Annotated in this window: 25 protein-coding genes; 13 read left to right on the top strand and 12 right to left on the bottom strand. The window is 42.7% G+C overall.

Annotated elements, in window-relative coordinates; translation table 11 throughout:
- Positions 1-112 precede the first annotated feature (112 nt).
- The 9 genes from FHS10_RS15470 (at position 113) to FHS10_RS15435 (ending at position 9,134) form a co-directional block, all read left to right on the top strand.
- Positions 113-1,624 carry a MiaB/RimO family radical SAM methylthiotransferase gene (locus FHS10_RS15470; protein ID WP_259092016.1) on the top strand — a complete coding sequence of 504 codons (1,512 nt, stop codon included), beginning with the start codon at positions 113-115 and terminating at the stop codon, positions 1,622-1,624.
- A 33-nt stretch (positions 1,625-1,657) separates the two neighbouring features.
- The gene (locus tag FHS10_RS29300; protein WP_374759829.1) at positions 1,658-2,038 is read left to right on the top strand and encodes a four helix bundle protein; all 381 of its coding nucleotides are present in this window, start codon (positions 1,658-1,660) and stop codon (positions 2,036-2,038) included.
- 28 nt (positions 2,039-2,066) lie between these two features.
- Complete coding sequence (locus tag FHS10_RS15465; RefSeq protein WP_259092014.1) at positions 2,067-3,308, top strand: sigma-54 interaction domain-containing protein; 1,242 nt, start codon at positions 2,067-2,069, stop codon at positions 3,306-3,308.
- A gap of 3 nt (positions 3,309-3,311) precedes the next feature.
- Positions 3,312-3,827: an LPS assembly lipoprotein LptE gene (gene lptE, locus FHS10_RS15460; RefSeq protein ID WP_259092013.1), complete on the top strand. Its 516-nt coding sequence runs from the start codon at positions 3,312-3,314 to the stop codon at positions 3,825-3,827.
- A 21-nt stretch (positions 3,828-3,848) separates the two neighbouring features.
- Positions 3,849-5,222 (top strand): hypothetical protein, encoded by a 1,374-nt coding sequence (locus tag FHS10_RS15455; RefSeq protein WP_259092010.1) that lies wholly within the window; start codon positions 3,849-3,851, stop codon positions 5,220-5,222.
- Positions 5,223-5,242: 20 nt separating this feature from the next.
- The gene (secG, locus tag FHS10_RS15450) at positions 5,243-5,596 is read left to right on the top strand and encodes a preprotein translocase subunit SecG (protein WP_259092008.1); all 354 of its coding nucleotides are present in this window, start codon (positions 5,243-5,245) and stop codon (positions 5,594-5,596) included.
- A gap of 239 nt (positions 5,597-5,835) precedes the next feature.
- On the top strand, positions 5,836-6,111 hold the full coding sequence (gene groES / locus FHS10_RS15445) for a co-chaperone GroES (protein ID WP_090641441.1): 276 nt from the start codon (positions 5,836-5,838) through the stop codon (positions 6,109-6,111).
- A 177-nt stretch (positions 6,112-6,288) separates the two neighbouring features.
- Positions 6,289-7,920 (top strand): chaperonin GroEL, encoded by a 1,632-nt coding sequence (gene groL, locus FHS10_RS15440; RefSeq protein ID WP_259092005.1) that lies wholly within the window; start codon positions 6,289-6,291, stop codon positions 7,918-7,920.
- A 407-nt stretch (positions 7,921-8,327) separates the two neighbouring features.
- Complete coding sequence (locus tag FHS10_RS15435; RefSeq protein WP_259092000.1) at positions 8,328-9,134, top strand: mechanosensitive ion channel family protein; 807 nt, start codon at positions 8,328-8,330, stop codon at positions 9,132-9,134.
- Positions 9,135-9,581: 447 nt separating this feature from the next.
- Here FHS10_RS15435 and FHS10_RS15430 read toward each other — a convergent pair whose 3' ends face one another.
- Genes FHS10_RS15430 through FHS10_RS15400 form a run of 7 tightly spaced genes read right to left on the bottom strand, consistent with a single transcriptional unit; the run spans position 9,582 to position 16,826 of the window.
- Positions 9,582-10,688, bottom strand: a complete 1,107-nt coding sequence (locus FHS10_RS15430; protein ID WP_259091997.1) for a hypothetical protein — start codon at positions 10,686-10,688, stop codon at positions 9,582-9,584.
- A 4-nt stretch (positions 10,689-10,692) separates the two neighbouring features.
- Positions 10,693-12,039 carry a DUF58 domain-containing protein gene (locus FHS10_RS15425; RefSeq protein WP_259091995.1) on the bottom strand — a complete coding sequence of 449 codons (1,347 nt, stop codon included), beginning with the start codon at positions 12,037-12,039 and terminating at the stop codon, positions 10,693-10,695.
- A gap of 9 nt (positions 12,040-12,048) precedes the next feature.
- Positions 12,049-13,026 (bottom strand): AAA family ATPase, encoded by a 978-nt coding sequence (locus tag FHS10_RS15420; protein ID WP_259091992.1) that lies wholly within the window; start codon positions 13,024-13,026, stop codon positions 12,049-12,051.
- Entirely contained in the window at positions 13,016-14,200 is a 1,185-nt protein-coding gene (locus FHS10_RS15415; protein ID WP_259091991.1) for a DUF4350 family protein, read from the bottom strand. Before FHS10_RS15415 ends, FHS10_RS15420 begins: the two co-directional genes overlap by 11 nt.
- Complete coding sequence (locus FHS10_RS15410; RefSeq protein WP_259091989.1) at positions 14,197-14,964, bottom strand: DUF4129 domain-containing protein; 768 nt, start codon at positions 14,962-14,964, stop codon at positions 14,197-14,199. The genes FHS10_RS15415 and FHS10_RS15410 overlap by 4 nt, the downstream gene beginning before the upstream one ends.
- A 1-nt stretch (position 14,965) precedes the next feature.
- Positions 14,966-15,880: a glycerophosphodiester phosphodiesterase family protein gene (locus FHS10_RS15405; RefSeq protein ID WP_259091986.1), complete on the bottom strand. Its 915-nt coding sequence runs from the start codon at positions 15,878-15,880 to the stop codon at positions 14,966-14,968.
- On the bottom strand, positions 15,864-16,826 hold the full coding sequence (locus tag FHS10_RS15400; protein WP_259091983.1) for a stage II sporulation protein M: 963 nt from the start codon (positions 16,824-16,826) through the stop codon (positions 15,864-15,866). Before FHS10_RS15400 ends, FHS10_RS15405 begins: the two co-directional genes overlap by 17 nt.
- 94 nt (positions 16,827-16,920) lie before the next feature.
- Here FHS10_RS15400 and FHS10_RS15395 point away from each other — a divergent pair, with 94 nt between their 5' ends.
- Positions 16,921-17,655, top strand: coding sequence for an RDD family protein (locus FHS10_RS15395; RefSeq protein ID WP_259091981.1), 735 nt, complete (start codon positions 16,921-16,923; stop codon positions 17,653-17,655).
- Here FHS10_RS15395 and FHS10_RS15390 read toward each other — a convergent pair.
- Both FHS10_RS15390 and FHS10_RS15385 read right to left on the bottom strand, forming a co-directional pair.
- The gene (locus FHS10_RS15390; protein WP_259091978.1) at positions 17,637-18,002 is read right to left on the bottom strand and encodes a DUF2752 domain-containing protein; all 366 of its coding nucleotides are present in this window, start codon (positions 18,000-18,002) and stop codon (positions 17,637-17,639) included. The genes FHS10_RS15395 and FHS10_RS15390 overlap by 19 nt on opposite strands.
- A complete protein-coding gene (locus FHS10_RS15385; protein ID WP_259091976.1) occupies positions 18,002-18,469 on the bottom strand; it encodes a DUF5684 domain-containing protein in 468 nt (155 codons plus the stop codon). Before FHS10_RS15385 ends, FHS10_RS15390 begins: the two co-directional genes overlap by 1 nt.
- Positions 18,470-18,599: 130 nt before the next feature.
- Between FHS10_RS15385 and FHS10_RS15380 the strand changes: the two genes are divergently transcribed.
- Positions 18,600-20,027 (top strand): L-serine ammonia-lyase, encoded by a 1,428-nt coding sequence (locus tag FHS10_RS15380; protein WP_259091973.1) that lies wholly within the window; start codon positions 18,600-18,602, stop codon positions 20,025-20,027.
- Positions 20,028-20,605: 578 nt separating this feature from the next.
- Here FHS10_RS15380 and FHS10_RS15375 read toward each other — a convergent pair.
- From FHS10_RS15375 to FHS10_RS15365, 3 genes are read right to left on the bottom strand one after another with little or no spacing between them, the layout of a single operon-like run.
- Entirely contained in the window at positions 20,606-21,334 is a 729-nt protein-coding gene (locus FHS10_RS15375; RefSeq protein WP_259091970.1) for an SGNH/GDSL hydrolase family protein, read from the bottom strand.
- On the bottom strand, positions 21,334-22,089 hold the full coding sequence (gene lipB, locus FHS10_RS15370; RefSeq protein WP_259091968.1) for a lipoyl(octanoyl) transferase LipB: 756 nt from the start codon (positions 22,087-22,089) through the stop codon (positions 21,334-21,336). Before lipB ends, FHS10_RS15375 begins: the two co-directional genes overlap by 1 nt.
- Complete coding sequence (locus FHS10_RS15365; RefSeq protein ID WP_259091966.1) at positions 22,089-22,733, bottom strand: 4'-phosphopantetheinyl transferase family protein; 645 nt, start codon at positions 22,731-22,733, stop codon at positions 22,089-22,091. Before FHS10_RS15365 ends, lipB begins: the two co-directional genes overlap by 1 nt.
- Positions 22,734-22,938: 205 nt before the next feature.
- Between FHS10_RS15365 and dcd the strand changes: the two genes are divergently transcribed.
- Together dcd and FHS10_RS15355 are read left to right on the top strand one after the other, a co-directional pair.
- On the top strand, positions 22,939-23,475 hold the full coding sequence (dcd, locus tag FHS10_RS15360; RefSeq protein WP_259091964.1) for a dCTP deaminase: 537 nt from the start codon (positions 22,939-22,941) through the stop codon (positions 23,473-23,475).
- Between the two features lie 599 nt (positions 23,476-24,074).
- Positions 24,075-26,816, top strand: a complete 2,742-nt coding sequence (locus FHS10_RS15355) for a TonB-dependent receptor (RefSeq protein ID WP_259091962.1) — start codon at positions 24,075-24,077, stop codon at positions 26,814-26,816.
- Positions 26,817-26,977: the final 161 nt, after the last annotated feature.

Here is a 26,977-nt window from a genome sequence, read left to right as displayed (position 1 = left end):
ATACGTATGAACTGAGGAATATAGTATATTTTTTTCGATTTTATTAAATGCTGACAATATGTCATCCGTGTATTTAAATTTTGTGTATTTTTGCAAACTAATTTTTAATTGAATGATGGATTTGGTTCTTCCGGATAAGGTACATGACGAGAGCAGGCAAGGTGAGGCGTTGGTTTTAGAGCCAACAGGTAAAAACAATGGCCGTAAATTATATATAGAAAGCTATGGCTGTGCTATGAACTTCAGCGACAGTGAGATAGTAGCATCCATATTATCTGAGCAAGGTTTTGAAACTACTGCCGATCATAACCTGGCAGATGTTATTTTTATCAATACCTGTTCTATCCGCGAAAACGCCGAGCAACGCGTACGTAACCGCCTTAAAGAATTCACCATAACCAAGGTTAAAAACCCTGGTTTGGTGGTTGGAGTGTTGGGCTGTATGGCCGAACGCCTTAAATCGAAATTTTTAGAAGAAGAAAAACTGGTTGACGTTGTGGTTGGTCCTGATGCCTATCGCGATTTGCCTAACCTGATAGAACAGGTTGATAGCGGCCAAAAGGCTGTGAATGTATTGCTATCCCGCGAGGAGACTTATGCGGATATCAGTCCGGTAAGGTTAAACAGCAATGGTATCAATGCCTTTGTATCTATTATGCGTGGCTGCGATAACATGTGCTCGTTTTGCGTGGTGCCATTTACCCGTGGCCGCGAACGCAGCCGCGATCCGCGATCTATCCTTGCCGAGTGTAAAGATCTTTTTGATAAAGGGTACCGCGAAGTTACTTTGTTGGGGCAAAATGTGGATTCATATAAGTGGAAGCCTCACCCTTCCCTCTCCAAAGGAGAGGGTTCTGAATTAGCAATAGCAGAGCCGGGTGCAGAGCAAGTCCTCTCCTTTGGAGAGGATTTAGGTGAGGCTGAGGCTGCTCCTACTGTTACCAACTTTGCCAACCTGTTAGAAATGGTATCACAGGTAAGCCCCGATCTGCGTGTGCGTTTTTCAACTTCGCATCCAAAGGATATTACCGATGAGGTTTTATATACCATTGCCAAATACGAAAACATTTGTAACTACATTCACCTTCCGGTACAATCTGGCAACAGTCGTATATTGGATATGATGAACCGGACTTATGATCGCGATTGGTATATCAACAGGATTGATGCTATCCGCAACATCATTGGCGATTGCGCGATATCTACCGATGTGATCACCGGTTTTTGTACAGAAACCGATGAGGAGCACGCCGATACTGTAAGCATGATGGACTACGTGAAATATGATTTTGCCTATATGTTTAAATACAGCGAACGCCCGGGCACTTTAGCCGCCAAGCGTTATGCTGATGACATCCCGGAAGAAGTGAAACAAAAACGCTTAACCGAGATAGTAGCCAAGCAGCAGGAATATTCTTTTTACCGTGCGCAAGCCCGTATTGGTAAAGTAGAAAAGGTACTGATAGAAGGCTTTTCCAAAAAATCAAAAAACGATTATTGCGGCCGCAGCGACCAAAACGCGATGGTGATTTTCCCCGTAGGCGAAAACTACAAACCCGGCGAATACGTGAACGTGCTGATAGAAAGAACTACTACAGCAACGTTGATAGGGAAGGTAATATAGAATCAAGAGTCAAGAATCAAGACCGAAGCAAGTATGCGGCATAATTTTAAGAATTTGAAAATATGGCTAAAGGCGATGGACTTGACAGATATGGTTTTTGAATTTAGCAGAGAATTACCTGCTAATGAACGGTATAATTTAATTGATCAAATAAACAGAAGTTCTTGTTCGATTCCCTCAAATATTGCCGAGGGGTCTGGAAAGAATACCGATAAACATTTTGCTGAGTTTTTATCGATAGCGATTTCATCGTCATTTGAATTGGAAACACAATTGTTAATATGTGAGCGCAGGAAATACGGAGCGATAGGTAAACTAAAGGATTGCATAGATTTGGTTTCTGAAGTCCAAAGGATGTTATTTTCTTTTCGGGAGTACATCTTAAAAACTGAGGTTAAAAGTCTTAATTCTTGACTCTTGATTCTTGACTCTTTTTTCAAACATGGAAATACAAGAAATAAAACAACGCTTCGGGATCATTGGCAATTCGCCATTGCTTAACCGGGCTATAAATATTGCCAACCAGGTGGCACCTACAGATATTTCGGTACTGATCACCGGCGAAAGCGGGAGCGGTAAGGAAGTGTTTTCGCACATCATACACCAGATGAGTCCGCGCAAGCATGGGGCTTTTATCGCGGTGAACTGTGGTGCTATTCCTGAAGGTACTATTGATTCGGAGTTATTTGGCCACGAAAAAGGTGCATATACCGGTGCCGTTGGTGAGCGTAAAGGGTACTTTGAAACCGTTAACGGCGGTACCATATTTTTAGATGAGATTGCCGAAATGCCCCTGGGCACCCAGGCCCGTTTATTAAGGGTGCTGGAGTCTGGCCAGTATATTAAGGTAGGTTCATCAAAAGTCGAAAAGACCAACGTGCGCGTGATAGCTGCAACCAATGTGGATGTTTATGATGCCGTAAAAAGCGGTAAATTCAGGGAAGACCTTTATTATCGTTTAAATACCGTACCGTTAAAGATCCCGCCTTTGCGCGATAGGAAAGAGGATGTTTATCTGCTTTTCAGGAAATTTACGTCGGACTTTACCGATAAATACCGTACGCCACCTATTCAGTTAGATGACGACGCGCAACAGGTATTGATTAACTATAGCTGGCCCGGAAACGTAAGGCAGCTTAAAAATATGGCCGAGCAATTGGCCGTATTGGAACGCGACCGCATTATTACCGCGCAAACACTGCTTACCTATATTCCGCACGAAACCAGTGGGCGCAATTTGCCTATGCGCCTGGATAATCAGCATAAAGAAGATTTTTCTGAACGGGATATCCTGTACAAAGTACTGTTTGATATGAAACGCGATATGGTGGAGCTTAAAAAATTGGTAGCCGATATTATTGAACATGGCGGTGTATCAACCAATTATGCCAATCATTCTCAAACAATTAACCAGTTATACCGCGATATTGAGCTACCCGGCAACCCCGAGGCGCAATTTACCTTGCAACAGCCCGTTAATAACAATAATAATGGCAGCAACGATGCTTATAACATCACGCATGAGGCCGAGGAGGTAGAAGAATCACTTTCTTTAATTGAAAAGGAATCAGACCTCATTCGTAAGGCTTTGAAAAAACACAAGGGCAAACGTAAGCTGGCTGCCAACGAGCTTGGGATATCTGAGCGTACATTATACAGAAAAATAAAAGAGTTAAATTTATAGTTGATGAAAAGGTTATACGGATTGATCATTGTTTTAAGTTTTGGTTTACTTTCGTCATGCTACACACTTAAAAATCAAGCGATACCTGTTGATGTAAAAACCATCAACATCCAGTTTTTTGAAAACAACGCGCCGTTGGTGGTAAATAACTTAAGTCAAACTTTTACCGAAGCGTTAAAAGAGCGCATCCGTACCCAAAGCCGTTTAAGTATTGTGCGGGGCGAGGCTGATGTAACTTTTTCAGGTGCCATTGTTGGGTACCAGATAGCTCCGGTATCTATCGAAGCTACCAATAACAATACCGCGCCAATTGCCGATGCCAATAAATTAAGCATCACCGTAAGGGTAAAAAGCGTTTATGAGAAAGATAAGAAGGATAAAAATCTTAACTTTGAGGAAAGTATGACGCGGTTTGCTAACTACAGGGGCGATATAAACTCGCAGGAGCAAGCCCTGATTCAGGAGATTACAAAACAGCTAACCGAAGATATTTTTAACAGGGCCTTCTCTAATTGGTAGGCTTTTTGTAATTTCAGCCACGTGGATCAATATTTAAATAACAGGCAGAACGAGATTTTATGGGAACTTTTGGCCAACCCAGCCAATAACGGCCAGTTGCATAACTATGATTTACAACAACTGGTAAGTGAGTTTCCGGAAAGCGGCATCCTGAGGGCTATGCTTGCCCATGCAGGCAACGGCAGCGATTTAAAACATGCGGCCGCTTATTTTAAACCACAGTTATTACACAAGCTGATTAATGATCCTGATAATTTGCCTATCGTAACGGCTGCGCAAATAGCCTGGCAACAAAATGTAACTACGTATGCTTCGGTTGATCAAAGTGAAAACTATTTTAACATAGGCAGCACCGCCGGGGCGGATACCGTTGAGGAAAGTGCGGTATCTCATAACAATTCTTTTGAAGCTTCGGAATTACCCGTTACTGAGCCGGAAGTGTTAGCGCATACACCTGAAGAGCAATTGCCTGCCCATGCGGCCGATGCAGAATCAGAGCTTGCTGTTGCCAACACTGAAGCATCCCAGGTTAAGCATGATGAGGATATTGAGGACGATGTTTTTGACGAAATTGTTGGCATCGAAAATATAAGCTTTACAGGCCATCCGGCAGAAGAAAAAGCCGAAGAGCCTAAAGTTAGAAATATCCCTAACGATTTAAATGATAACAACAAAGGCGATATTAACTTTGAAACAGAGAAATGGATTATTGGTAACATAGCGGCTACCGATTATTTTACATTTGATAATTCAAAAGCCGATCAGAAAATTGCCGGACAACCGGAAGCTGAGGAGCAGGTTCCTGCCGTTGATTTGCCCGCGCAGGTTGATGCTGCAATTCATCATGTTGCGCCCGAAGCCGATACGATATCAAAGTATAATGATGATAAGATGCCTTATACCTTTATGTGGTGGCTTGATAAAACCCGTAAAGAATATGCTGCAACTTATCAGCCTTACTCGCCTGCAGGCACAGCGGTTATAAAGCCTGCCGTAGCTGCATTTGACGAAAAAAGGGCGCAGGCTGCCGACGAACTACAGCAGCAGTATTTTGAAAATATTTTTCATGATAAATCCCTGCAGGACCTTGAAAACGCACCGGTTCCTGATGCTCCCGAGATAAAACGCAAGGAAGATATTATCATTGAAAAATTCATTAAGGAAGAGCCTCAGATAAGACCGCCGTCTATCAATAAATTAGATAACGAGAATAAGGCCAAAAAAAGCTCGGAAGATAAAAACGACCTGGTGAGCGAAACCCTGGCGCAGATTTACGCGGAGCAAATGCTGTATCATAAAGCAATTGCTACTTATAAAAAATTGATATTGAAATTTCCGGAAAAAAGCCGTTACTTTGCCCACCAAATTGAATTGATAGAAAAGAAAGCCACTTAATTATATTATAAACTAAAGAAATGTACATTTTAATTATCCTTGCTATTATCGTTTGCTCATTATTAGGGCTTATTGTATTGATCCAAAACCCTAAAGGCGGCGGTTTATCGTCAAATTTTTCAAGTTCATCTCAATTAATGGGTGTGCAAAAAACCGGCGACTTTTTAGAAAAAGGTACCTGGTTCCTGGCTATCGCTGTAATGGTTTTAGCATTGGCTATCAACGTTGTTGCTAAAGGTGGCATTGCAAGTACAGATAATTCTGGCATGCGCGAGCAGGTTGAGAAGGCTACAAAAGCGCCTACAACAGCACCTGTACAGCAATTGCCAACAGCACCTGCTACTAATCAGCCAGCTCCAAAAAAAGCACAATAATATAACGCGCTCTGTAAGCGTAAAAAGGGCTTTGGATATATCCAAAGCCCTTTTTTGTTGTTATTGCCATTACTGACACGATGGCACAGCCACGTTAAAATTATGTTAACTTCAAAAAGTCAGTATACATTTTGCTGACAATAAAACAGTTTAAATGCCAATTTTTGCCAATGCAGCCGCTTGGCATAATTGATGAGCATTTGCTGCTGAAAACTTAAATAAAATAAACAGATATAACTATGTCATTAAACATTAAACCAATCGGCGACAGAGTGGTTGTAGAGGCCGCAGCTGCCGAAGAGAAAACCGCTTCGGGAATTATTATCCCGGATACCGCTAAAGAAAAACCTCAGCGTGGAACCATCGTTGCAGTAGGTAACGGTAAAGTAGATGAGCCTTTAACAGTAAAAGTTGGCGACCAGGTTTTATATGGTAAATATGCCGGTACCGAAATTACCTACGAAGGTAAAGAGTATTTAATTATGCGCGAATCTGACGTTTACGCGGTATTGTAAATCAATTATTGAATTATTGAAGGATTGATTTATTAAATCACCCTGCAAAATCAATAATTCTTCAAATCAGTTCAAAAACTTAAAAAAGGAAAAACAATTATAGAATACCAGAAAAGTCGGCTAAGCAAAATTCTTAATCGATAATTCAATAATTCTATAATTCAATAATTAAAAAAAATGGCAAAACAAGTTAAATACAATGTTGAAGCACGCGACGCCTTAAAACGCGGTGTTGATATTTTAGCTAACGCGGTTAAAGTAACATTAGGCCCTAAAGGCAGAAACGTAATTATCGATAAAAAATTCGGCTCACCATCAATCACTAAAGATGGTGTAACTGTTGCTAAAGAAATCGAACTGAAAGATGCTTTAGAAAACATGGGCGCTCAAATGGTTAAAGAAGTTGCATCAAAAACTGCTGATATTGCAGGTGATGGTACTACTACTGCTACCGTTTTAGCACAGGCTATTGTAACTGCTGGTATTAAAAACGTAGCTGCGGGCGCAAATCCAATGGATTTAAAACGCGGTATTGATAAAGCTGTTGCAGCTGTTGTTGAAGACTTAAAAGCTCAATCACAAACTGTAGGCGAAGACAATAACAAAATTAAACAAGTTGCTTCAATCTCTGCAAATAACGACGAGATCATCGGTTCGTTAATTGCTGAAGCTATGGCTAAAGTTGGTAAAGATGGTGTTATCACCGTTGAAGAAGCAAAAGGTACCGAAACTGAAGTTAAAACTGTAGAAGGTATGCAGTTTGACCGTGGTTACCTTTCTCCTTACTTTGTTACCAATGCAGATAAAATGGAAGTTGAGTTAGAAAATCCTTACATCCTGATCTACGACAAGAAGATCTCTTCGATGAAAGAATTGCTTCCAATCCTTGAAAAACAAGTCCAAACAGGCAAACCATTATTGATCATTGCTGAAGACCTTGATGGCGAAGCATTAGCTACCCTGGTAGTTAACAAGATCCGTGGCTCACTGAAAGTTGCTGCTGTTAAGGCTCCAGGCTTTGGTGATCGCCGTAAAGCAATGTTAGAGGATATCGCTATCTTAACCGGTGGTACTTTAATTTCTGAAGAAAGAGGTTACAAATTAGAAAATGCTGATCTTACTTACTTAGGTACTGCTGAGAAAATCATTATCGACAAAGATAACACTACCATCATCAATGGTGCTGGTTCTGCCGATGAGATCAAAGGTCGTGTTGGCCAGATCAAATCACAGATCGAATCAACCACATCTGATTACGACCGCGAAAAATTACAAGAGCGCTTAGCCAAATTATCTGGCGGTGTTGCTGTACTTTACGTAGGTGCTGCTACAGAAGTTGAAATGAAAGAGAAAAAAGACCGTGTTGACGATGCTTTACACGCAACACGTGCTGCTGTTGAAGAGGGCATTGTTGCAGGTGGTGGCGTTGCCTTCATCCGCGCGGTAGCTGCTTTAACTGATCTTAAAGGTGATAACGAAGACGAAAACACTGGTATCCAGATCATCCGTCGCGCTATTGAAGAGCCTTTACGCCAGATTTGTGCTAACGCGGGTATCGAAGGTTCTATCGTTGTGCAAAAAGTTAAAGAAGGCACTGGCGATTTTGGTTACAATGCACGTACCGATAAATACGAAAACCTGATTGCAGCAGGCGTTATCGACCCAACTAAAGTAGGTCGTGTAGCTTTAGAGAACGCAGCTTCAATTGCAGCTATGTTGTTAACAACAGAAGTTGTATTGGCTGATGATCCTGAAGATGCTCCTGCTGGTCCACCAATGGGTGGCGGCGGTATGGGTGGCATGATGTAAAAGCCCAAAGTCGAAAGCAAAAAGCTTAAAGCCGCTTAAGTGTGGCTCAAAACTCAAAACTTACGACTACGTACTAAAAAAGAAACCCTGTATGCTTTTGTATACAGGGTTTTGTTGTTTATAATACCCTTATAGTCATTTAAACGTAAATGGATGGTCATTAATTAATCATTTGATTAATTCTAAAAACTATCTTAACATACAATACGTAATTTTGTGTAACAAATCAGAAAGGTGGCTTATTAGGCACAGGATTTGAATAGAATTGAGTACCATGAAAAATATTACACAAAAAACAAAACAACTGCACAGTACCATTGTGGATTGGCTGCTGTTTAAAGGCCCCGAATTATTTGTTACCATTTACGGTAAGTAATTAATTTATACTTTTGCCTTCATAAATTTTTATGAAAGACAAAAGCATTTACAAAGTAGAAGATTTCTATACCGATTTCCACAACTGGTTGGTCACCCACGGCCCCAAATACTTAGGTGGAATAATCATATTTTTTATTGGTCTTTGGGTTATCAGATTCCTGCGCAACAGGCTCCGTACCCGCATGCTCAAAAGAGGCGTTCACTCTTCGCTACAGCCATTCTTTTTAAGTCTGTCTATCACCACGCTATATGTATTACTTATTATTTGGGTAATGAACATTATAGGGTTGGAGATGACCATTTTTACCACCATCATTGGTGCCTTTTCGGTTGCAGCCGGTTTGGCCTTATCCGGTACATTCCAAAACTTTGCCGGCGGGGTGCTTATTTTGTTGCTGAAACCTTTTGAGCTTGATGATAGTATCATTGCGCAGGGACAGGACGGTAGAGTAGTATCTATCCAGATTTTTTACACCGTTTTAATTACGGCCGATAACAAAACCGTTATTATTCCCAACGGTAAGCTCTTTAACGAAGTGATAGTGAATGTAACCCGCGAAGGCAAACGCCGTCTTGATTTTGAAGTGAAGATAGCCTACGCCAACGACCTGGATAAAGTAAAAACCATCATTGAAAATGCCATTAAAACAACGGAATATCTGCTGAACGATCCGGCAGCCCGTGTTGGAATCGTCGCTATGGAAATTGATTCTGTACGCATCACCGTTAACGTATGGGTTGAGCCAGCCGATTTCCTAACCGCCAAAATAGCCCTCATGGAAAGGATCTTCAAAGATTTTAGTGCCAATGGAGTGGCTTTTCCTAAAGCAGGATAGGGGGAAAGAGTCAAGAGGTTAGAATCAAGAGTTAAGACTTTTTGGGCAGGGGATAATGTCAATTATGTCATTGAGCGTTTTTAAATCCGGGGACTTTGAAGGAGGAAATAACAATATAAAGCTATGTCATTGCGAGGCACGAAGCAATCGCGAACTGTGCAAATCCGCCGTGTATAGCATGAGATTGCTTCGTTCCTCGCAATGACATGGCGGATTTTTCATGGGTAGGCACGAAGTATCTTCTTCATTATAAAAGTTTGCGATTAACAGGGCGAAGAAGATCCTTCGTTCCTCAGGATGACAAATATTTTACCAAATGTCATGGGTAGGCACGAAGCAATCCCATGCTACAAAGAGCGGATTTGCACAGTTCGCGACAGATCCCAGACTGCTATTCCATAGCTCAAAAAGTCTTACCTCTTGATTCTAACCTCTTGACTCTTTTCCCTAAGCCGCAATCTCTCCCTGAAACCACAATCCCCCCGTCACAAGCATTCCTTTGTGGATCTTTTTGGCATTAATGTTACTGTTGGTGATATAGGTATCGAGAACAATATCACTGCCCGGCCTTTCGCCGCGGCCAAATTTGATGGCCATTATACAGCCTGTTGATAAATGATCAACCTTGGCTTCTTTGATACCCACAATTACCCCTTCAAACGAAAAATAGCTTTGGTTGCTGTAGCCGTTATTTGCCCAAAATCCTTTGGGTTGCTGGGTTATTTCATTGGTGTTTTTGTCGGCCTCAGAAAGTTCTACTATCATGGCCGATAGCCGGATGTCGATATTGTTTTGGACTTGATATTTTTGTTTATTAACGGCATAATCTGTAGCAAAAAAACATACCGGGGTAGTTCTGCTTAGGTAGCCGCGCACTTCTGCTTCCACAATGGGTTCGCCATTATCCCACTCAATAATTTGTTGGGGCGAAAAGCTCGTTTTTATTTCGGTGTGTAGGTAAGGGTATATCGCTTCCCGGTACCCGTTAATAGTTACTACCCGCAAATAGGGGTTACTTATATTGCCGCCTACTTTGGCAAAGGTTGATTGCCTGATAGCTGCCGGTCCGTTTGACAACACCGGAGCATTACTTAACGCCTGGTTCGAAACAGCATATAACAGGTTGCGGCCACTTATCAAAAAATATCTTTGGTAGCTAATTAAAATGCTGAAATGTAGAGCGTGGTTTTCGCCTTTGTGTGTGGTTATCTCAACGGGTGTTGTTAAAACATTTTGAAGCGACTGCTCATATAGCTGAAAAGTCGATAATGCAGACTTGCCGCCGGTTTCATTAAACCATTTTTTATAGTTACGTTGTGCATGGTCTAAAACAACGTCGAAGTGATCTTCATGTAGGCCCCGGTTACGCAGCATGGTTTTAATATCATTCGCGTTTTCGCCATTGTTAATCATGGCGTTGGAGGCAATCTCAATATATTGAGGAATTGTGGTCGATTTCCTGGTGTATAAAGAGGGGCTTAACTGTGGCTCGGGCTGATCGTGAATCTCACCGTTAACGTACTCAATAAACCATTTAATTAAATGAAAGATCATCGCCTTAAATCTTCTGCTTAGCTTTCAGCTCCAAATATTTATTAATGGTATTCACCGTTAAATTTTGCGGTGTACTTAAAATAGATTGGATGCCATACTTGGCCAGCTCTTTTACAATAAGCTTTTTATCGTGTGCGAATTTTTCGGCAATGGTTTTTATGTAGATGCCTTCCAGGTCGGTAGCCTGCTTTTCACTCAGGGTCTTTAGTTCGGTATTTTCAAAAAACACAACTAACAGCAGGTGAAACTTGGCTATCCTTTTTAAATAGGGCAGTTGCCTGTTTAAGGCGTTCATACTTTCGTAATTGGTAAAAAATACCACCAGGCTGCGCTGTTTTATTACGCTGCGTACGGTGCTGTAAACCAGTTCCATGTTGGTTTCCAGGTAACGGGTGCGTTCCTTATATAAAACTTCCAGGATCTTGTTAAGTTGGGAAGGCTTCCTATCGGCAGGTACTACAGCGCCAATCTTCTCAGCCGCGGTGATTAACCCTGCTTTGTCCTCCTTAATAAGCGCCACGCTTGAGAGTACCAGGCTGGCGTTAATGGCATAATCAAGCAGACTTAAACCATCAAAAGGCATTTTCATGGCGCGCGATTTATCGATAACGCAATACACATGCTGCGATTTTTCGTCGGTATAGGAGTTCACCATCAGGTCGCCGCGCCTTGCGGTGGCTTTCCAGTTAATGGTGCGGTAATCATCGCCGGCCACGTAGTTTTTTACCTGCTCAAACTCCAGGCTGTGCCCAATACGGCGGATCTTTTTGATGCCGATATCTGTTAAGCGGTTTGATATGGCCATCAGCTCGTATTTGCGCATCTGCAGGAAGGATGGATACACTGGCAATGTCTCGGCCTGCTCAAAAGTGAAACGCCGCCTGATCAATCCCAGGGGTGATTTAGCGTACACCATTACATTGCCAAATTCATACTCACCACGTTTGGTTGGGCGTAAAACGTAACTGATGAGTTTACGTTCGTTTGGTTTTAGGTTACTTTTAAACCAGATGTCGCGCTTTTGAAACTGGAAAGGGATCTCGTCAATAACCGCGATGCCGATGTTGAAGGGATACCAGTTTTCGATGTAAACACCCAGGTCGTTATCATCGCTGTTGCTTAACCTTTCGGGGGCGTGACGTTTGGCAAACACGCCTTTGGCGGTGCGGTAAAGCATCAGCACATCTATCAAAAACAGTGCTATCAGCGCCCAAAATATCAGTACAGGTATAATACCCAACCAGGGGAAAAAGAAAGAAAATACAAACACAACGGCGCTGATACCTAAACCGGTAAATAAGCGGTTGGTAAAAAACAAATCTTTATAAAACAGGCCGATGATTTTTTTCACACTGGTAGGTTATCGTGGTATTTCTATTTTTTGGATGATCTGTGCAATCACATCATCGGGCGTTAAGCCTTCCATTTCCTTATCGGGCGTAAGCATTACACGGTGCCTTAAAACAGGTGCTGCCACGTAAGTAATATCATCAGGTGTAACAAAATCGCGTCCTTTAATAGCTGCCAGCGCCTTTGCCGCATTGATCATGGCCAACGATGCCCTTGGCGAACCACCCAGGTATAATGATTTATGGCTGCGGGTTTCATGTACAATTTTGGCAGTAAATTCCAACAGTTTACGCTCTACGTGCAAAGCTTTCACCTGCTGCCTTAAAGCAATAATTTCGGCGGCAGTTAATACCGGGCTAAGGTTGCTCAGCTGATCGCTGGTTTTTTGCTGATGTTGCTGGGTGATGATCTGGATTTCTTCTTCCAGCGTTGGGTATTTGATCTCTATTTTAAATAAAAACCTATCCAGCTGTGCTTCGGGCAGGCGATAGGTGCCTTCCTGCTCAACCGGGTTTTGTGTAGCCAGTACGGTAAACGGCTCCTGCATTTTGTAGGTTTTACCATCGATAGTTACCTGCTTTTCTTCCATCACCTCAAACAAGGCCGATTGCGTTTTGGCCGGTGCCCGGTTGATCTCGTCAATAAGGATGATGTTACCGAAGATAGGCCCCTGTTTAAACTCAAACTCAGTTAGTTTAGGGTTAAATACCGATGTGCCCAGGATATCAGAAGGCATCAGATCGGGCGTAAACTGTATGCGCGAGTATTGCGCATCGATAGCTTTGGCAATCAATTTGGCGGTTAGGGTTTTAGCCACACCGGGTACGCCTTCTATTAAAATATGCCCATCAGCCAAAATACCGGCTACCAGCAGATCAATAGAATCATGCTGCCCGACAATAATTTTAGCCAGGGTTGCTTTAATCTGGTCAACCGCCTGGCTTAGCCTGCTCATGTCGGTTCGTTGTTCAAAAAAATCATTTTCCATTATATCCGGTTTGGCTGTAAAATTTTTCTATTAGTCTGTTAAGTCGTATCAATTCCGAATCGGTAACCTGGTGTTGCGCGCTAATGAAAATAAGGGCGTGTATCAGGTCGGTAGTATAGGCTATATCAAGCCCTGTTTTTTTACTCAGGTCATCAATAAATTCAGGGTCGAGTTTGTTGGTTTTCAAGCGGTACTGGTCCCTGAAATGCTGCAGTATATAAATTACTTTTTTATGGGCGATGTTGGCATTGTCGCGCTTCTCGTAATAAACCTGGCCCACTACGTTCACAAACTCCAGCGTGGAGTTTTGCAGCGGCTCAATAATAGGGATAATGCGCTGGCGGCGTTTCATCTCGTAAATTACATATACCAATATGCCAAACAGGCTGATGTAGTAGGCCCACTGCAAACCCGGGTTTGCAAAAAACACACGTAGCGGCGACGCGTCTTCGGGGATATCGCCATTCTGAAACTGGTCCCAGTATACATAATTGGCCTGCGGCAGGTACGATAATGCTTTTTCTGCATAGTCGGCACCTTGTTTGGTAAGTAAGCTGTAATTGGTAAATGCAGCAGGTGTTGAGCACAGGTAAAGCGTGCCTTTGCCAAATTTATAGCTGATGAGCGTACAATGCTCTGCATAGTTTTTACCCAAAACGGTAGCCTTTGCCGTATCCAGGCTGTTGAAATATTGGTTTACAACATCGCGGTTAAATACGTAGTTTTTGCCGGCCTTTAGCTTGCTATTCACAAAATTGAGCGATACGTTTTTAGCCGAGTTTTCTGCCCGCGACTCAATCTGTAATGAATCGGCAAAAAAGCCCTTAAACTCAAATGCCGACATAAACACCGAGTTACCGGCGTTAATGTATTTCAGCAACTCCTTAAAATCAAATTTATTAAGGGTTATGTTTTTGGCGATGATGATATAGTTGCCCTTTTGCAGGCTATCGTTATGAAATACGTTGTAGATAGATTTATTGGTATTAACCAATGTGGCTTCGGGGTACAGCTGGCTAAGCTGGTTATGTAAAATAAAGGTACCAAAAGGAATCTTATCATTTTTGGCCAGGGAGGGCTGCCAGTTAACCGCGTTGGGTTTATTGTACTGGGCTACCAGGTAAATGATAAGCAGTATGCTGGCAATGGATATATAAATTTTAAAATCCCTCATACAATGCCCTTTTTAAAATCCATAAATAAAGCATTGATATTTTTAAAAACCGTTGCATCAATAGCAAACTCGCCGTACCAGGTGTACTCAAACTGCAGGGTTAATGTTTTAAAAACGCGGCGCTGATCGGGATTGGTAAGTTCATTGATGTAGGCGCTGTTGGTTTTATCTATCTGCCATTTAATCAAATCGGCATCGCTAAGCTGTTTAAGGCATTTAAGGTAAAGTAAGCGTACGGCCAGGCGGTAGTTGTGCTGGGCAACAGCCCTCTCCAGCTCGTCATCAAAATTAATATCGTGAATGTTCTCTAACGATTCCTGGTAAGGCAGGTTGGCCCCCATAGGTTTACGCCTGAATATGTTGAGCATATCTATGCCGGCCATTTTTAAGCCAAGGAAAACAAGCGCGCCTAAGCCCGCACCAATTGCCAGGTATTGTAAAATGTATAACAGTACCTGTACAAATTGACTATATTTATGATTCCCTAATTTCATTGGCTTAAACAGATCGCTAAGCCAATTCCAAAACCATCGCCAAAAGCGTGTCCACCAGGATGGGGCCGATTGCCCATCGTCTTCCTGGTACTGAAACTCCGGCTGCTTGCTGTACGTTTTTAACGCCACGCTATCAAAATGGCGCACATTTACCTGTGCGGTATCCATTTTTAATACCAACGGCGCTTTTTTTACCTTAACAGGTGCAACAGTTTTACCTGTAGTATGTACGGAAAAGGCTAACAGGAAAATACAAAGCAGGCGTAGCATACTAATATTCTTCAACCGGTAAATCCGTATCGGGCGCAATATTACCCAGTTTATTAATCCTGTTTAACAGGTTTGTGCCATCCTTACCCTCGGTTAAGTTAAAATAGCACAAGCCTAAAGTAATGCAGGGAATAATGACGAGTATAAAACCTATTTGCCTGAGCAACGCGGTAACAAAAGCAAACGGCACCGAAGTTACGGTAGCGGCAGCGCCGCCTTTTTGCGCGTGGGTTAAGGTGCTTACAATGGTGAAAATGCTGGCGGGCAAGCTAAACAGCATAATCCCAACATAAACTATGATCCATACCACCACCTGTGTGCCAAAGTTTGCCCACCAGTTATCCTTTACCAATACAAAACTACGGTTAAAGGCGTAGCCGAAAGATGTATTTTCCATTACCATAATGGGTAATACCAATGCAAATATTGGCGCTAAATAGAATCCCGGTAAAAAGCAAAAAAGAAAACCGATCGCCATTAAAATATTGAGCAGGATCGAGCTGCCGAAACCCTTTAAAAAGTAGTATTTGATATAGGCCCAAACCTCTTCGCTGGTAGGTACCTGGTTACCCTTTTCTTTATAAAGGGTCATGTAACTTAATACAGTGATTTCTAAAATGATAACGGTTAACATAGAGCAGATGATCATCACAAAATACTCTACCCCAAACATTCGCCATATAGATGGGCGGTACTCCAGGCCACCGCTGGCAGCTGCCTGTCCATCGGCAACGGCAAAATTTAATACTTTTAACTGGTACATGGTGGTGCTTATAACACCTGCAGCTACGAAAATGCCGGCAAAAGTGAAAAAGTATTTGAGCAGCGGCTTAAAGTTTTGCCGCATAAATAAAAAGGTATCGCTAATCAACTCACCAAAATCTCGGGTTTTAGCTAATTCAATTTTTGGAGGCATTATGATTTAGGGTTTTATAAATTTTATTGGGATATATAATTACGTACCATACAATAAACAGGAACGATGCGCTTAAAATAGTAACACTAAGCCAAACCGGCATTTCGGTATGACGGGTAACAAAACCTTCAAAAAAAGCCGCTACAACTAAAATAGGTGCAATACCAATGGCTACCTTCATGCCATCTTTAGCTCCTCTTTTTAATGAGGCCAGCCGTGTGTAAGTTTTGGGGAATAAAAAACTGTTGCCTAATATTAAACCGGCGGCACCGGCAATCATGATAGAGGAGATCTCTAAAGTACCATGTATCCAGATCACCAATATTGATTTTACCCCCAGGCCCTTGCTGAAAAAGTAATACTGAAAAGAACCCAGCATAATGCCGTTGCGAAACAGGAAATAAACCGAGCCCACAGAAAATATAATACCGCTTACAAAGGTTACCAGCGATACATAAATGTTATTGCCTGCTATAGCTAAAAACATCAACGCTTCGTCTCTGCTTTTATATACGCCAAAAGGGTCGCCTTTGGCAATGTTGGCGTTGGTCATATCCACATACTCATTGCCCATAATAAGGCGTACAAAATTTTCATCGTACCTGGCCGAAACAGCACCTATTGCGCAAAAAATGATGAAAAATATAAAGGCGTAAAGCAGTTGCTTTTGATAGGTTTTAAAAAGGAGGGGCAACTCATACTTCCAGAACGTTAAAAAACGATTGCTTTTTTCTGTTTTGTTTTTGTAGATGGATTGATGCAGCCCAGCCGCCAACCCGTTTAAATAGGTGGTGGTTTTTGATTTGGGGTAAAATGTTTTGGCATAAGCCAGGTCGTCGGTTATTTGAATAAACCTGTCGGCAAGTTCATCCGGGTCATCAGTCGGCAATTGCTCATACCTGCTCCATTTGGCAGAATTTTGCTTTACAAATAGAGGTTCGCGCATGGAGTGATCAACAGTTTAAATATTTCGTTAAAATAATTACAAAAGCGAAATATATCAACTAAAAAAAACATATTTAGCTTTTATATTTGATTATATGCAAACCATACGGATAACCACATCGCAAAACATTGATATTGACTATGAAGTAGCCGGCCTTGGCGAACGGATTGTGGCCTACTTAATTGATATGGCCATGTTTGTTGCCATTATGATTGCCTCGATAATTATTTTTAGCAGCGGTGGAATGGTGAACAAGATTGCCTGGATTGTGCTTGCGATAGCTTACGCGGTGCTTTTTGTGTTTTACGATCTCATTTGCGAAAGCATCATGAACGGGCAAAGTGTTGGCAAACGGGTAATGAAAATTAAAGTGATCAGTTTGGATGGTGCCCGGCCGCGGTTTAGCCAGTACCTGTTGCGCTGGTTGTTCAGGATAGTTGATTTTACCTTATCATCCCATTTATGTGGATTGATTTGCGTGGCGGTTTCTGATAAATCGCAACGGTTGGGTGATATGGTTGCCGGTACTTCATTGATCCGTACCGTACCCCGCACCAAAATGAATAACATAGCCTTTAAACCATCCGAAGATAATTACCAGCCCGTTTTTGCCGCCGCGGCTAACCTTAGCGACCAGGATATTGAATTGATAAACGAGGTAATAAACAGTTACATTAAAACACGCAACAGTGTGCTGGTTTACAATATGGCCGAACGCATCAGGGAGTTATTAGGCGTAACCACGCCGCCCGAGATGAACGATATGCTGTTTTTACAAACCATTATTAAAGATTACAGCCACATTGTAGCTCAGGCCGATGTGTTGTAATGGCGATATAGCCCGTACATTTTTATGCCATAGCTCACTAAAACAATGCTGCCTACAATCATAAACAGTGTTTTTTTTACCGTCGAGTTTTTGGTATCGAGTTTGAAGTAGCCATCGGCAAGGCCGTAGGCAAAAAAAAGCAAAAGAGGAATGGCTGGTGGGTATAAGCTAAAGCTTTTATGCAAATTGCCCTGGATGAGCGCTAAAACCGACCGCTGGAAACCGCAGCCCGGGCAATCAATGCCGGTAATATATTTAAATGGACAGGGTATTAAATGATTTTGCAGCCAGTGGATAAAACCCAGCTGACTGCAAAATAGTGTTAATGTGATATAACCGCGCAGCATTAAGCCTGCGGCGGCGTATTAGGGTTGAACGGATCTTTATAATCAACAGATGGATCGTAAGGTTTAAAGCCACCTGCAAAACCTGCACCGGCAGGGCCTATATAAGGATAATTACCAAAGCCAAGAATTGGATAAAATACAAATGGAAGTAAGATAAGACCAATGGTAAACCCTTCGCTTTGGCCAAAGCTTTTACTAAGCAGGTTAATTGTCCAGATAGCGAAAATAATATTTACGCATGGGATCAAAAACAAGATGATCCACCATACAGGTTTACCAACAATTTCAAGCATTACAATAACGTTGTAAATTGGAATAATTGCTGCCCAGCCTGGTTTGCCGGCTTTTTCAAATAATTTCCACATGCTAATAATGCAAATGAGTCCGATGATCAAACTTGGGATCATCATTACACCAAAGAGTGCAAATGCTGCTGGCGAGCCGGAAGAAGAACTGTAATCGTTCATTTTTTTGAGGTTTAGTGGTTTTTTTGTAAGTTTTAGTTACCGCAAATTATAAATTTTTTAAATAAAAATTAAACATCCTATCACATTTATTACAAAGCCCTATTGGTATATTATTTTTAATTTTGGCCTGATGCAAAGAGAACAGATTTCGGTATTTGATATGTTTAAGATTGGCATTGGCCCGTCAAGCTCACACACACTTGGTCCCTGGCGTGCCGCCGAACAATTTGTACAATCGCTTGTGCAACAGGAGGTACTACCACAGGTTGAGCAGGTACAGATATTGCTATATGGCTCACTGGCTAAAACCGGCCGGGGCCATGGTACCGATATCGCCATTCTGCTTGGCCTAAGCGGCGATGACCCGGTAACTTTTGAGGTTGACCAGGTTACGCCAAAAATTGCGCATATCACCATATCGCAACAGTTAATATTGGGAGGCATTAAACCTATCAGTTTTTCGGTTGAAAATGACCTGATGTTTTTATATAATGAAAGTTTACCTTTTCATCCCAACGCAGTAACCTTCCAGGCTTTTTTGCTTAATGGTAAAGCTGTAACTGAAACTTACTATTCTATCGGCGGCGGTTTCGTGGTTAAAGATGGCGCATCAGCACAAAACAAACAAGAGGTTGATCTGCCTTTCCCGATAGATACAGCTGCTGATCTGCTGCATTGGTGCATTAAAACAGGCTTAAGGATCTCGGAAGTGGTGATGGAAAACGAGCTGGCCTGGCGTACCGAACAGGAAACGCGCGCAGGTGTGCTTAATATTTTTAAAGCCTTAAAAGAATGTATGTACCGCGGTTGCCATACTACCGGTCTTTTGCCCGGCGGGTTAAATGTAGCCCGGCGTGCTTTTAAACTGAATAGCAAACTAATAGGTAATAATGCCTACACTAATTACGATGAATGGGTAACCGCCATCCGTAAAACCGGCGAAGGTTTTAAAAATACCTTGGATTGGGTAAGCTGTTTTGCCCTGGCGGTTAACGAGGAAAATGCTTCTTTTGGAAGGGTAGTAACCGCGCCTACCAACGGTGCCGCGGGTGTTATCCCTGCTGTGCTGCAATATTATATTGTATTTTGCGATAGTTTTACCGAAGAGAAGATCATCCAGTTTTTGCTTACCGCATCTGAAATTGGTAGTATCTTTAAAAAGGGGGCTACCATATCTGCCGCCATGGGTGGTTGCCAGGCCGAAATTGGCGTATCATCGGCAATGGCGGCCGCTGCCCTAACCGAATGCCTGGGTGGCACACAGCGCCAGGTACTCATGGCTGCGGAAATTGCCATGGAACATCACCTTGGCCTCACCTGCGACCCTATAGGAGGCCTGGTACAGATCCCTTGTATCGAACGCAATACGATGGGGGCTATTAAAGCTATTACCGCATCACAACTGGCCCTGCAAAGTAATCCCGAAAAAGCCAAAGTAAGCCTGGATGCCGTAGTAAAAACCATGTGGCAAACCGCATTGGATATGAACTCCAAATACAAAGAAACATCAGATGGTGGCCTGGCTATCAATATCCCGATAAGCTTGCCGGAGTGTTAGGGTAGATGTGCAGATTTTAGATTACAGATGTGCAGATGAGGCTTTGGAAGTGCAAATGGGGCTATGGAATTATGTTGCTGCTTCGTTCTTTCCCATGGCAAGTTATTGTTGTTGAAAAGGGGCGGGTCATCCTGAGCCTGTCGAAGGACGTGCGCAGAGGGCTTCGACCGCGTGCTTCGACAGGCTACCCATGACAAGTTATAAAAATGGAGTCATCCTGAACTTGTTTCAGGAACCCACAGGACAGATTACCCACATGAAGTATACTTAGCGAGTGGGGTGCCGAAACAAGTTCGGCATGACGGCGGGGTTAATGGTGATTGTCATTTCCTCCTTCATAGTCCGCAGGATTTAAAAACTACCCATGACATGTTGTAAAACGTTTGTCATCCTGGAACTTGTTTCAGGACCCCACAGGGCAGGTTTCCCGCATGAAGTATACTTAGCATATCGGGTGCCGAAACAAGTTCGGCATGACGGTGGAAGTAAAGTTGATTGTCATTCCACCTTCAGAATTTCGCGAAATTTTACAACTCAGCATGACAGGGTAAAGATGCGTTTTCCCCACTTTCCGACCGCTACTTTTTAAACACCTTCAGCACCTGGGGCACCAATTGCTGCACCCACATATTGTACATTTTGGCCGATGGGTGCAGGCCGTCGTTAGCCACCAGGGTAAGATCATTGGCTGCTAATTTTGATATGGGGGTAATGTTGATATACGTAACCCCGGCCTTGTTGCTTTCTTCCAGGTTGATGGCATTAAACTGGTCAATCTCGGGGCCTATTATGGCGTCATTGCCGTTGGCAAAGGGGGTAACACCATAATCGGGGATAGATAGCACAAATACATGGTTTTTATTCCCATTGGCAAATTTGATGGCTGTGTTTAAAACATCCACAAACTTTAAACGGTAATCATCCTTGCTGTTGCCACTGTATTGGTCGTTTACGCCGATGAGCAGGGTTACAAAATTATAGGTCTTACCGTTAATATCGCTGCTTTTTATAGCTTGTATCAACTGGCCTGTTGTCCACCCGGTGCGCGCAATAATAACGGGTTCCTTTACTTTAAACCCGGGGATTTGCGCCGCAAGTTGATAAGGGAATGACTCCTGCGCGGTAACCGATTGGCCAATGGTATATGAATCGCCAAGGGCAAGGTAGCTCAATGTATCGGTTGCCGCCACGGGCGTAGTTGTAGCTGGCGGTGTAGTAGTATTGGTATTGCTAAACATCGGATCGGTTTTTTTTGAGCACGCCGATAGGGTGCTTATCGAAAATAAAATTAAAACAATTGCTTTCATTACAACATCTCCATATCAAACAATACGGAAATATGGTGTTTAAGGATTTTTTTAACTTCATTAATATCAACTTCATGCCCCAACTCCTGCTGCATGGAGGTTACAGCCTTATCATCAATACCGCAAGGCACTATGTTTTTAAAGTAACTTAAATCGGGATTAACGTTAAAGGCCAGTCCGTGCATGGTTACCCAGCGACTGCAGCGCACGCCCATGGCGCAAATTTTACGGGCATTTTCGTTATCGGCATCAAACCAAACACCGGTATAACCGGGGTACCTGCCAGCCTTTAAACCATAATCGGCCAGGGTAAGGATCACCGCTTCTTCCAGCGTACGCAGATACAGGTGTATATCGGTAAAAAAATTATCGAGATCCAATATCGGGTAAGATACTATCTGGCCAGGGCCATGATAGGTAATATCACCGCCGCGGTTAATGGTATAGTAAGTAGCCTGTTTATCTTTAAGGGCCTGCTCATCTAATAAAAGGTGCTCGGCTTTGCCGCTTTTACCTAAGGTGTACACATGCGGATGTTCGCAAAATACCAGGTAATTAAAAGTCTCATCGGGTTCAAACAGCGTGTAGGTATCGGCCAGCACATGCGCTTTGGTGGCTTCGGCATAGGCCAGCTCGCTGTTGCGGTTATGCAGTTTGGTTTGTACCGTTGCCGAAAACAGGTGCTCCTGCTTATCCCAGGCCTGTTGGTAATCTATCAGTCCCCAGTCTTCAAAAAAAACTCTTTTATTTTTCATTAAACGTCTCCTTTTACATAGCCTATCATGTAATCCTGGTATTGCATGTAGCCTACGGTATAATCAATATTAAGCTCATTTTTTTGCAGGCGTGCATCTAACACGCCATGATGCTCAAAATTGAAAGGCTCTAAAAAAATGTTATCTACAAAGGATATTTCCTTTTGGCCATGGCATTTGTAAACCGCTTCCTTGGCGCACCAGCAAACGTACAGGTGCTCAATTCTCTTTTCTTCGGCAATAAAGGCCAGTTCCTGCGGCTGCATAAACTTGCGGGCAATGCGCTCTACCTTTTCTTTGATCTGCTCAATATCAATCCCAACTTTATGGGTCCTGCTAATCATCACCGCGGCATAATCAAAAGAATGGCTAAGCGAAATATGGTAAGGCAGGTTTACCAGGTAGGGTTTACCATGGGCATCAACCTTACAGTCGATGTATTCATCGGTACGCAGCATTTTACGAAGCAGCACACGGGTGCCCAGCCAGTGCAGGTGGCGTTTGCCGTTGCTTAGTTTTTCAACGTAGGCCTTTTCTTCTTCGTTCAATTGTAGCTGTACATACAGGTCGTTGGCTTCCTCCTCAATTTTCCAGAGCGCAAACTCTGTATCGTCATCAATATGCTGCCTGTATGCTATAGCCATATAAGTAAAATTGCAAAATAGGATGCAAACTTATGTGAAATAAATTTAATTATAATAATTGCTAAATCATATTCATAAACTGTTGATTTTTAATGAAATGTGAGCAGTTTTTTATTCCACAATCAATTTCAACATTGTTTGATTAAAAGGTGAAGCGGCTTGTGGTAATTTTTATATTTTTGCCCCCTCATTAAAAACACCTGCCATGATATTATCTGATAAGCGCATTCTGGAAGAAATAGAAAAAGGAACCATCATTATTGAACCCTTTATGCGCGATTGTCTTGGCACTAACTCCTACGATGTGCATTTGGGCAAACACCTGGCTACTTACCGCGATAGGGTGCTTGATGCCAAAAAACACAATGAAATAGATGCCTTTGAAATTCCGAAAGAGGGCTTTGTATTGCAACCCAACACGCTTTACCTGGGTGTAACGGTTGAGTATACCGAAACCCATAAACACGTACCCTTTTTAGAAGGTAAATCAAGCACCGGCAGGTTAGGCATAGATATTCACGCCACCGCAGGCAAAGGCGACGTAGGTTTTTGTAACACCTGGACGCTGGAAATCTCTTGCGCCCAACCCGTACGTATTTACGCGGGCATGCCCATTGGGCAGCTTATTTATTTTGTGGTTGAGGGCGATATTGAAACCCTGTACAATACCAAAGGCGACGCCAAATACAACAATCCTACCACCCGCCCTGTTGAAAGCATGATGTGGAAGAATAAGTTTTAGGTGAGTGGTTGGATTGGATTGATTGGGTTTAATGAGTTGGAGTAGAATAAGCAGAGAAATAACGTTCAACATTTCCGCATAAGGTCACATCTTTCAATGAGCACAATGGGTAGCCGCTATGCGGCATCGAATATTTAATAATACGAAAGAATGCCGCATAGCGGCTACCTATTTGTAGAACAAGAAGTTTATGCTTTTTTGCTCCATAGGAGCTACCTTTTGCTACGCAAATCTTTAAAAGCGATTTCTTTTGCTGCCGCAAGCGCCCACTTGTGGCCCGCATTTAGTTAGCCGCCAGATCGGAAATTGTATGTCCAAACCACAAGGCCCGAAATCACTTTACAACCCGCGAATCAAAATCCCCAAAATCCGCTAAATCTTCAAAATCCCGGTTCAGAAAAAAAAACTCAACCGCATTAAACCTTCCATTCTCCGCCTCGTCTAACGCCTAACCCTACAACCCTACGTATATCATGAAAACCAAAACCTTAACTAATTCATCTGCCTGAAATTACGAGCGTAAAATTTGCCCCTGCCCGTAACACACATGTTATAATATTATTATAATATTTTCTGTAGATTGAACTTTATTTACCTTGATGAAACACAAACAATTATTTGCCGGTTTGCTTGCCGCCGTTGTGGCCACTGCTATGTTAAGTTTTACCGGACCCGGCGATGATCTTTTACATAAAATGGTCGATCAGCTTTATAAATGGCGCGCCGACCATCCGCAGGAAAAAGTTTACCTTCAATTTGATAAGCCCAGCTATGCCATAGGCGACGACATCTGGTTTAAAGCCTACGTAACCATTGGCAGTAAACACCAGCTATCAGCCCTCAGTGAGATCCTGAATGTTGATTTGATAGACGAGAACGATTCTGTAAAACGGAGCATCAAACTACCGCTGTCAAGCGGCCTTGCCGCAGGCGATTTTGCCCTGGCCGATTCCATGAAGGAAGGCAGCTACCACATCCGGGCCTACACCAACTGGATGCGCAACGAGGGCGAAGGCTATTTTTTTGATAAAACCTTCACTGTTGTAAACAGCATTAATAATACCGTATTTACCAAAACAGCTTTTACCTACAGCCAGCAAAATGGCAAACAGAAGGTAAATGCCCTGATAAACTACACCAATATTGATGGCGACCCCTACAACGCCAAAGAAGTAAGCTACCACATTGAGTTAAACGGCAAAAGTATTGCCCATGGTAAAGGCATTACCGATGATAACGGCAACCTTAATGTTAGTTTTATAAACACTACGGCCGATATGGCTGCCACCGGTAGGGTAGTAACCAATATTAAGCTTGATAAAAAAATAGTAGAAAAAAGCATTATTGTTAAAGCGGTATCAACTAAGGTTGATGTACAGTTTTTCCCCGAAAGTGGTAACCTAATAAACGGGGTTAATTGCAAAGTGGCTTTTAAAGCCGTTGCCGCTGATGGTTTGGGTGCTAATATAAAAGGTACTGTTGTTGATGACCAAAACCAAACGGTAGCAACATTTAACAGCACGCACCTGGGGATGGGCGTTTTTAAAATGTTGCCCGTTAACGGTAAAACCTATAAAGCGCATGTTACTTATGCCGATGGATCTGAAGGTACATTCGATTTGCCCAAGGCTGTTGATAATGGCTACGTTTTAGATATTGATAACTCGTACGATGATGATATCGCAGTAAAAATAATGCCAGGTAAAGATCTGTTGGAAAGCGCTTCACCAACAGGCGGCTTATTGCTGGTAGGGCAAAGTAACGGCGAAATTTATTATGCCGGTAATAGCGCCGATGGCGGCAAAACTTTTACCAGTGTGATCCCCAAAAGCAAATTTCCATCGGGTATTGTACAGTTTACTTTGTTTAATGATAAAGGCGATGCATTGAATGAACGCCTTGTATTCATCAGGGAGAAAGATGAAATGACCCTAACCGTATCGTCAGACAAGCAAAAATATGCCCCGCGCGAGAAGGTGAAGGTCAGCGTCAACGCTAAAAATCCTAAGAATGAGCCTGTGATGGGCAGCTTCTCGGCTTCGGTTATCGATCTGTCGAAAGTTAATGTTGATGAAACTGCCGAAGAGAGCATCCTTTCCAATATCCTGCTTACATCTGATATTAAAGGCTATATTGAAAAGCCGGGGTACTATTTTCACAACCCTAACGCCACAACTGAGGCCGACTTGGATGTGCTGATGTTAACCCAGGGCTACCGCCGTTTTGAATGGAAAAAAATACTGGCCGATAATTTTGCACCGATAGTTTATCAGCCCGAAAAATCATTGCAGATAAGCGGGCACCTAAAAACTTTTGGCGGCAAACCTGTGCCCGGCGGTAAAATAACCTTAATGACCACGGCAGGCGGTACATTTATTATTGATACCGTATCTGACGAGAAAGGCAACTTTGCCTTTAAAAACCTGGTGTTCAGGGATAGCATTAAATTTGTGGTACAGGCCCGTACTGCTAAAGATCGCAAGAATATCGATATCGAGCTGGATAACATTGCCGCGCAACCCATCGGCAAAAATAAAAATGCTGCCGATATTGAGGTGAGCATTGGTAACGGTTTAGCAGCCTACCTTAAAAATAGCAAAAGCAAGTATAACGAGGACGTTAAATTCGGCATAGGTAACCATACCATCCTGCTTAAAGAAGTAGTAGTGCGCGACAGGCAGAATAAGAACGCCGAACTGATGAAAAACTCAAACAACCTTAACGGTGGCGGTAATGCCGACCAGGTGCTTACTTATAAAGATTTTCAAAACATTGGAGGGGCGTTTGCCAACGCGCTGCAAATGAAGGCAAGTTTTGTTCTTGTAAGGCGTAATAACCAGGGACAAAATGTGGCTTACTCAACCCGCAGCCCCGGTCAGCCGATGCAGCTTGTTGTTGATGGCGTTTATGTGGAGCCCGATTTTTTAGATAATTTAAATACCGATGAAATTGGCAGCGTGGAAGTTTTGCGCACCATAGGCAACACAGCCATTTATGGTTTCCGTGGTAGTGGTGGTGTATTGGTTATTACCACCCGTCGTGGCGGCGATGGTGGTGTATACAACCGCTATGCACCGGGCGTGGTTACTTATGCGCCCAAGGGATATTACAGAGCAAGGGAGTTTTACTCGCCGCAATATGATGATCCTAAAACCAACACCCAAATGCAGGATCTGCGCTCAACCATTTACTGGAACCCCGGCATAGTAACCGATAAAGAGGGTAATACTACTATGTCGTTCTTTAACGCCGATGCCAAAGGCACGTACCGGGTTTTAATTGAGGGGATAGATATTGAGGGAAACCTTGGCCGGCAGGTTTATACTTATAAGGTAGAGTAGGCCCCCTCTAATCTCCCCCGGTAGGGGAGACTTAAAAAAGCCCTCCCTATCGTAGAGGTTTGCTTGAGCTTAATAAAGGGGATAATGCTTCAATTTCGTTTTTTAACGCGGATATAAGGGGTACCTACCGGGTAACTATGCAGGGTATTGATGTTGAGGGC

The sequence above is a fragment of the Mucilaginibacter dorajii genome (assembly GCF_024808255.1).
In the GTDB taxonomy this organism is placed as follows: Bacteria; Bacteroidota; Bacteroidia; order Sphingobacteriales; family Sphingobacteriaceae; genus Mucilaginibacter; species Mucilaginibacter dorajii.
Note: the sequence above shows the minus strand (reverse complement) of the source record. Positions and strands in the feature narration are given on the sequence as shown.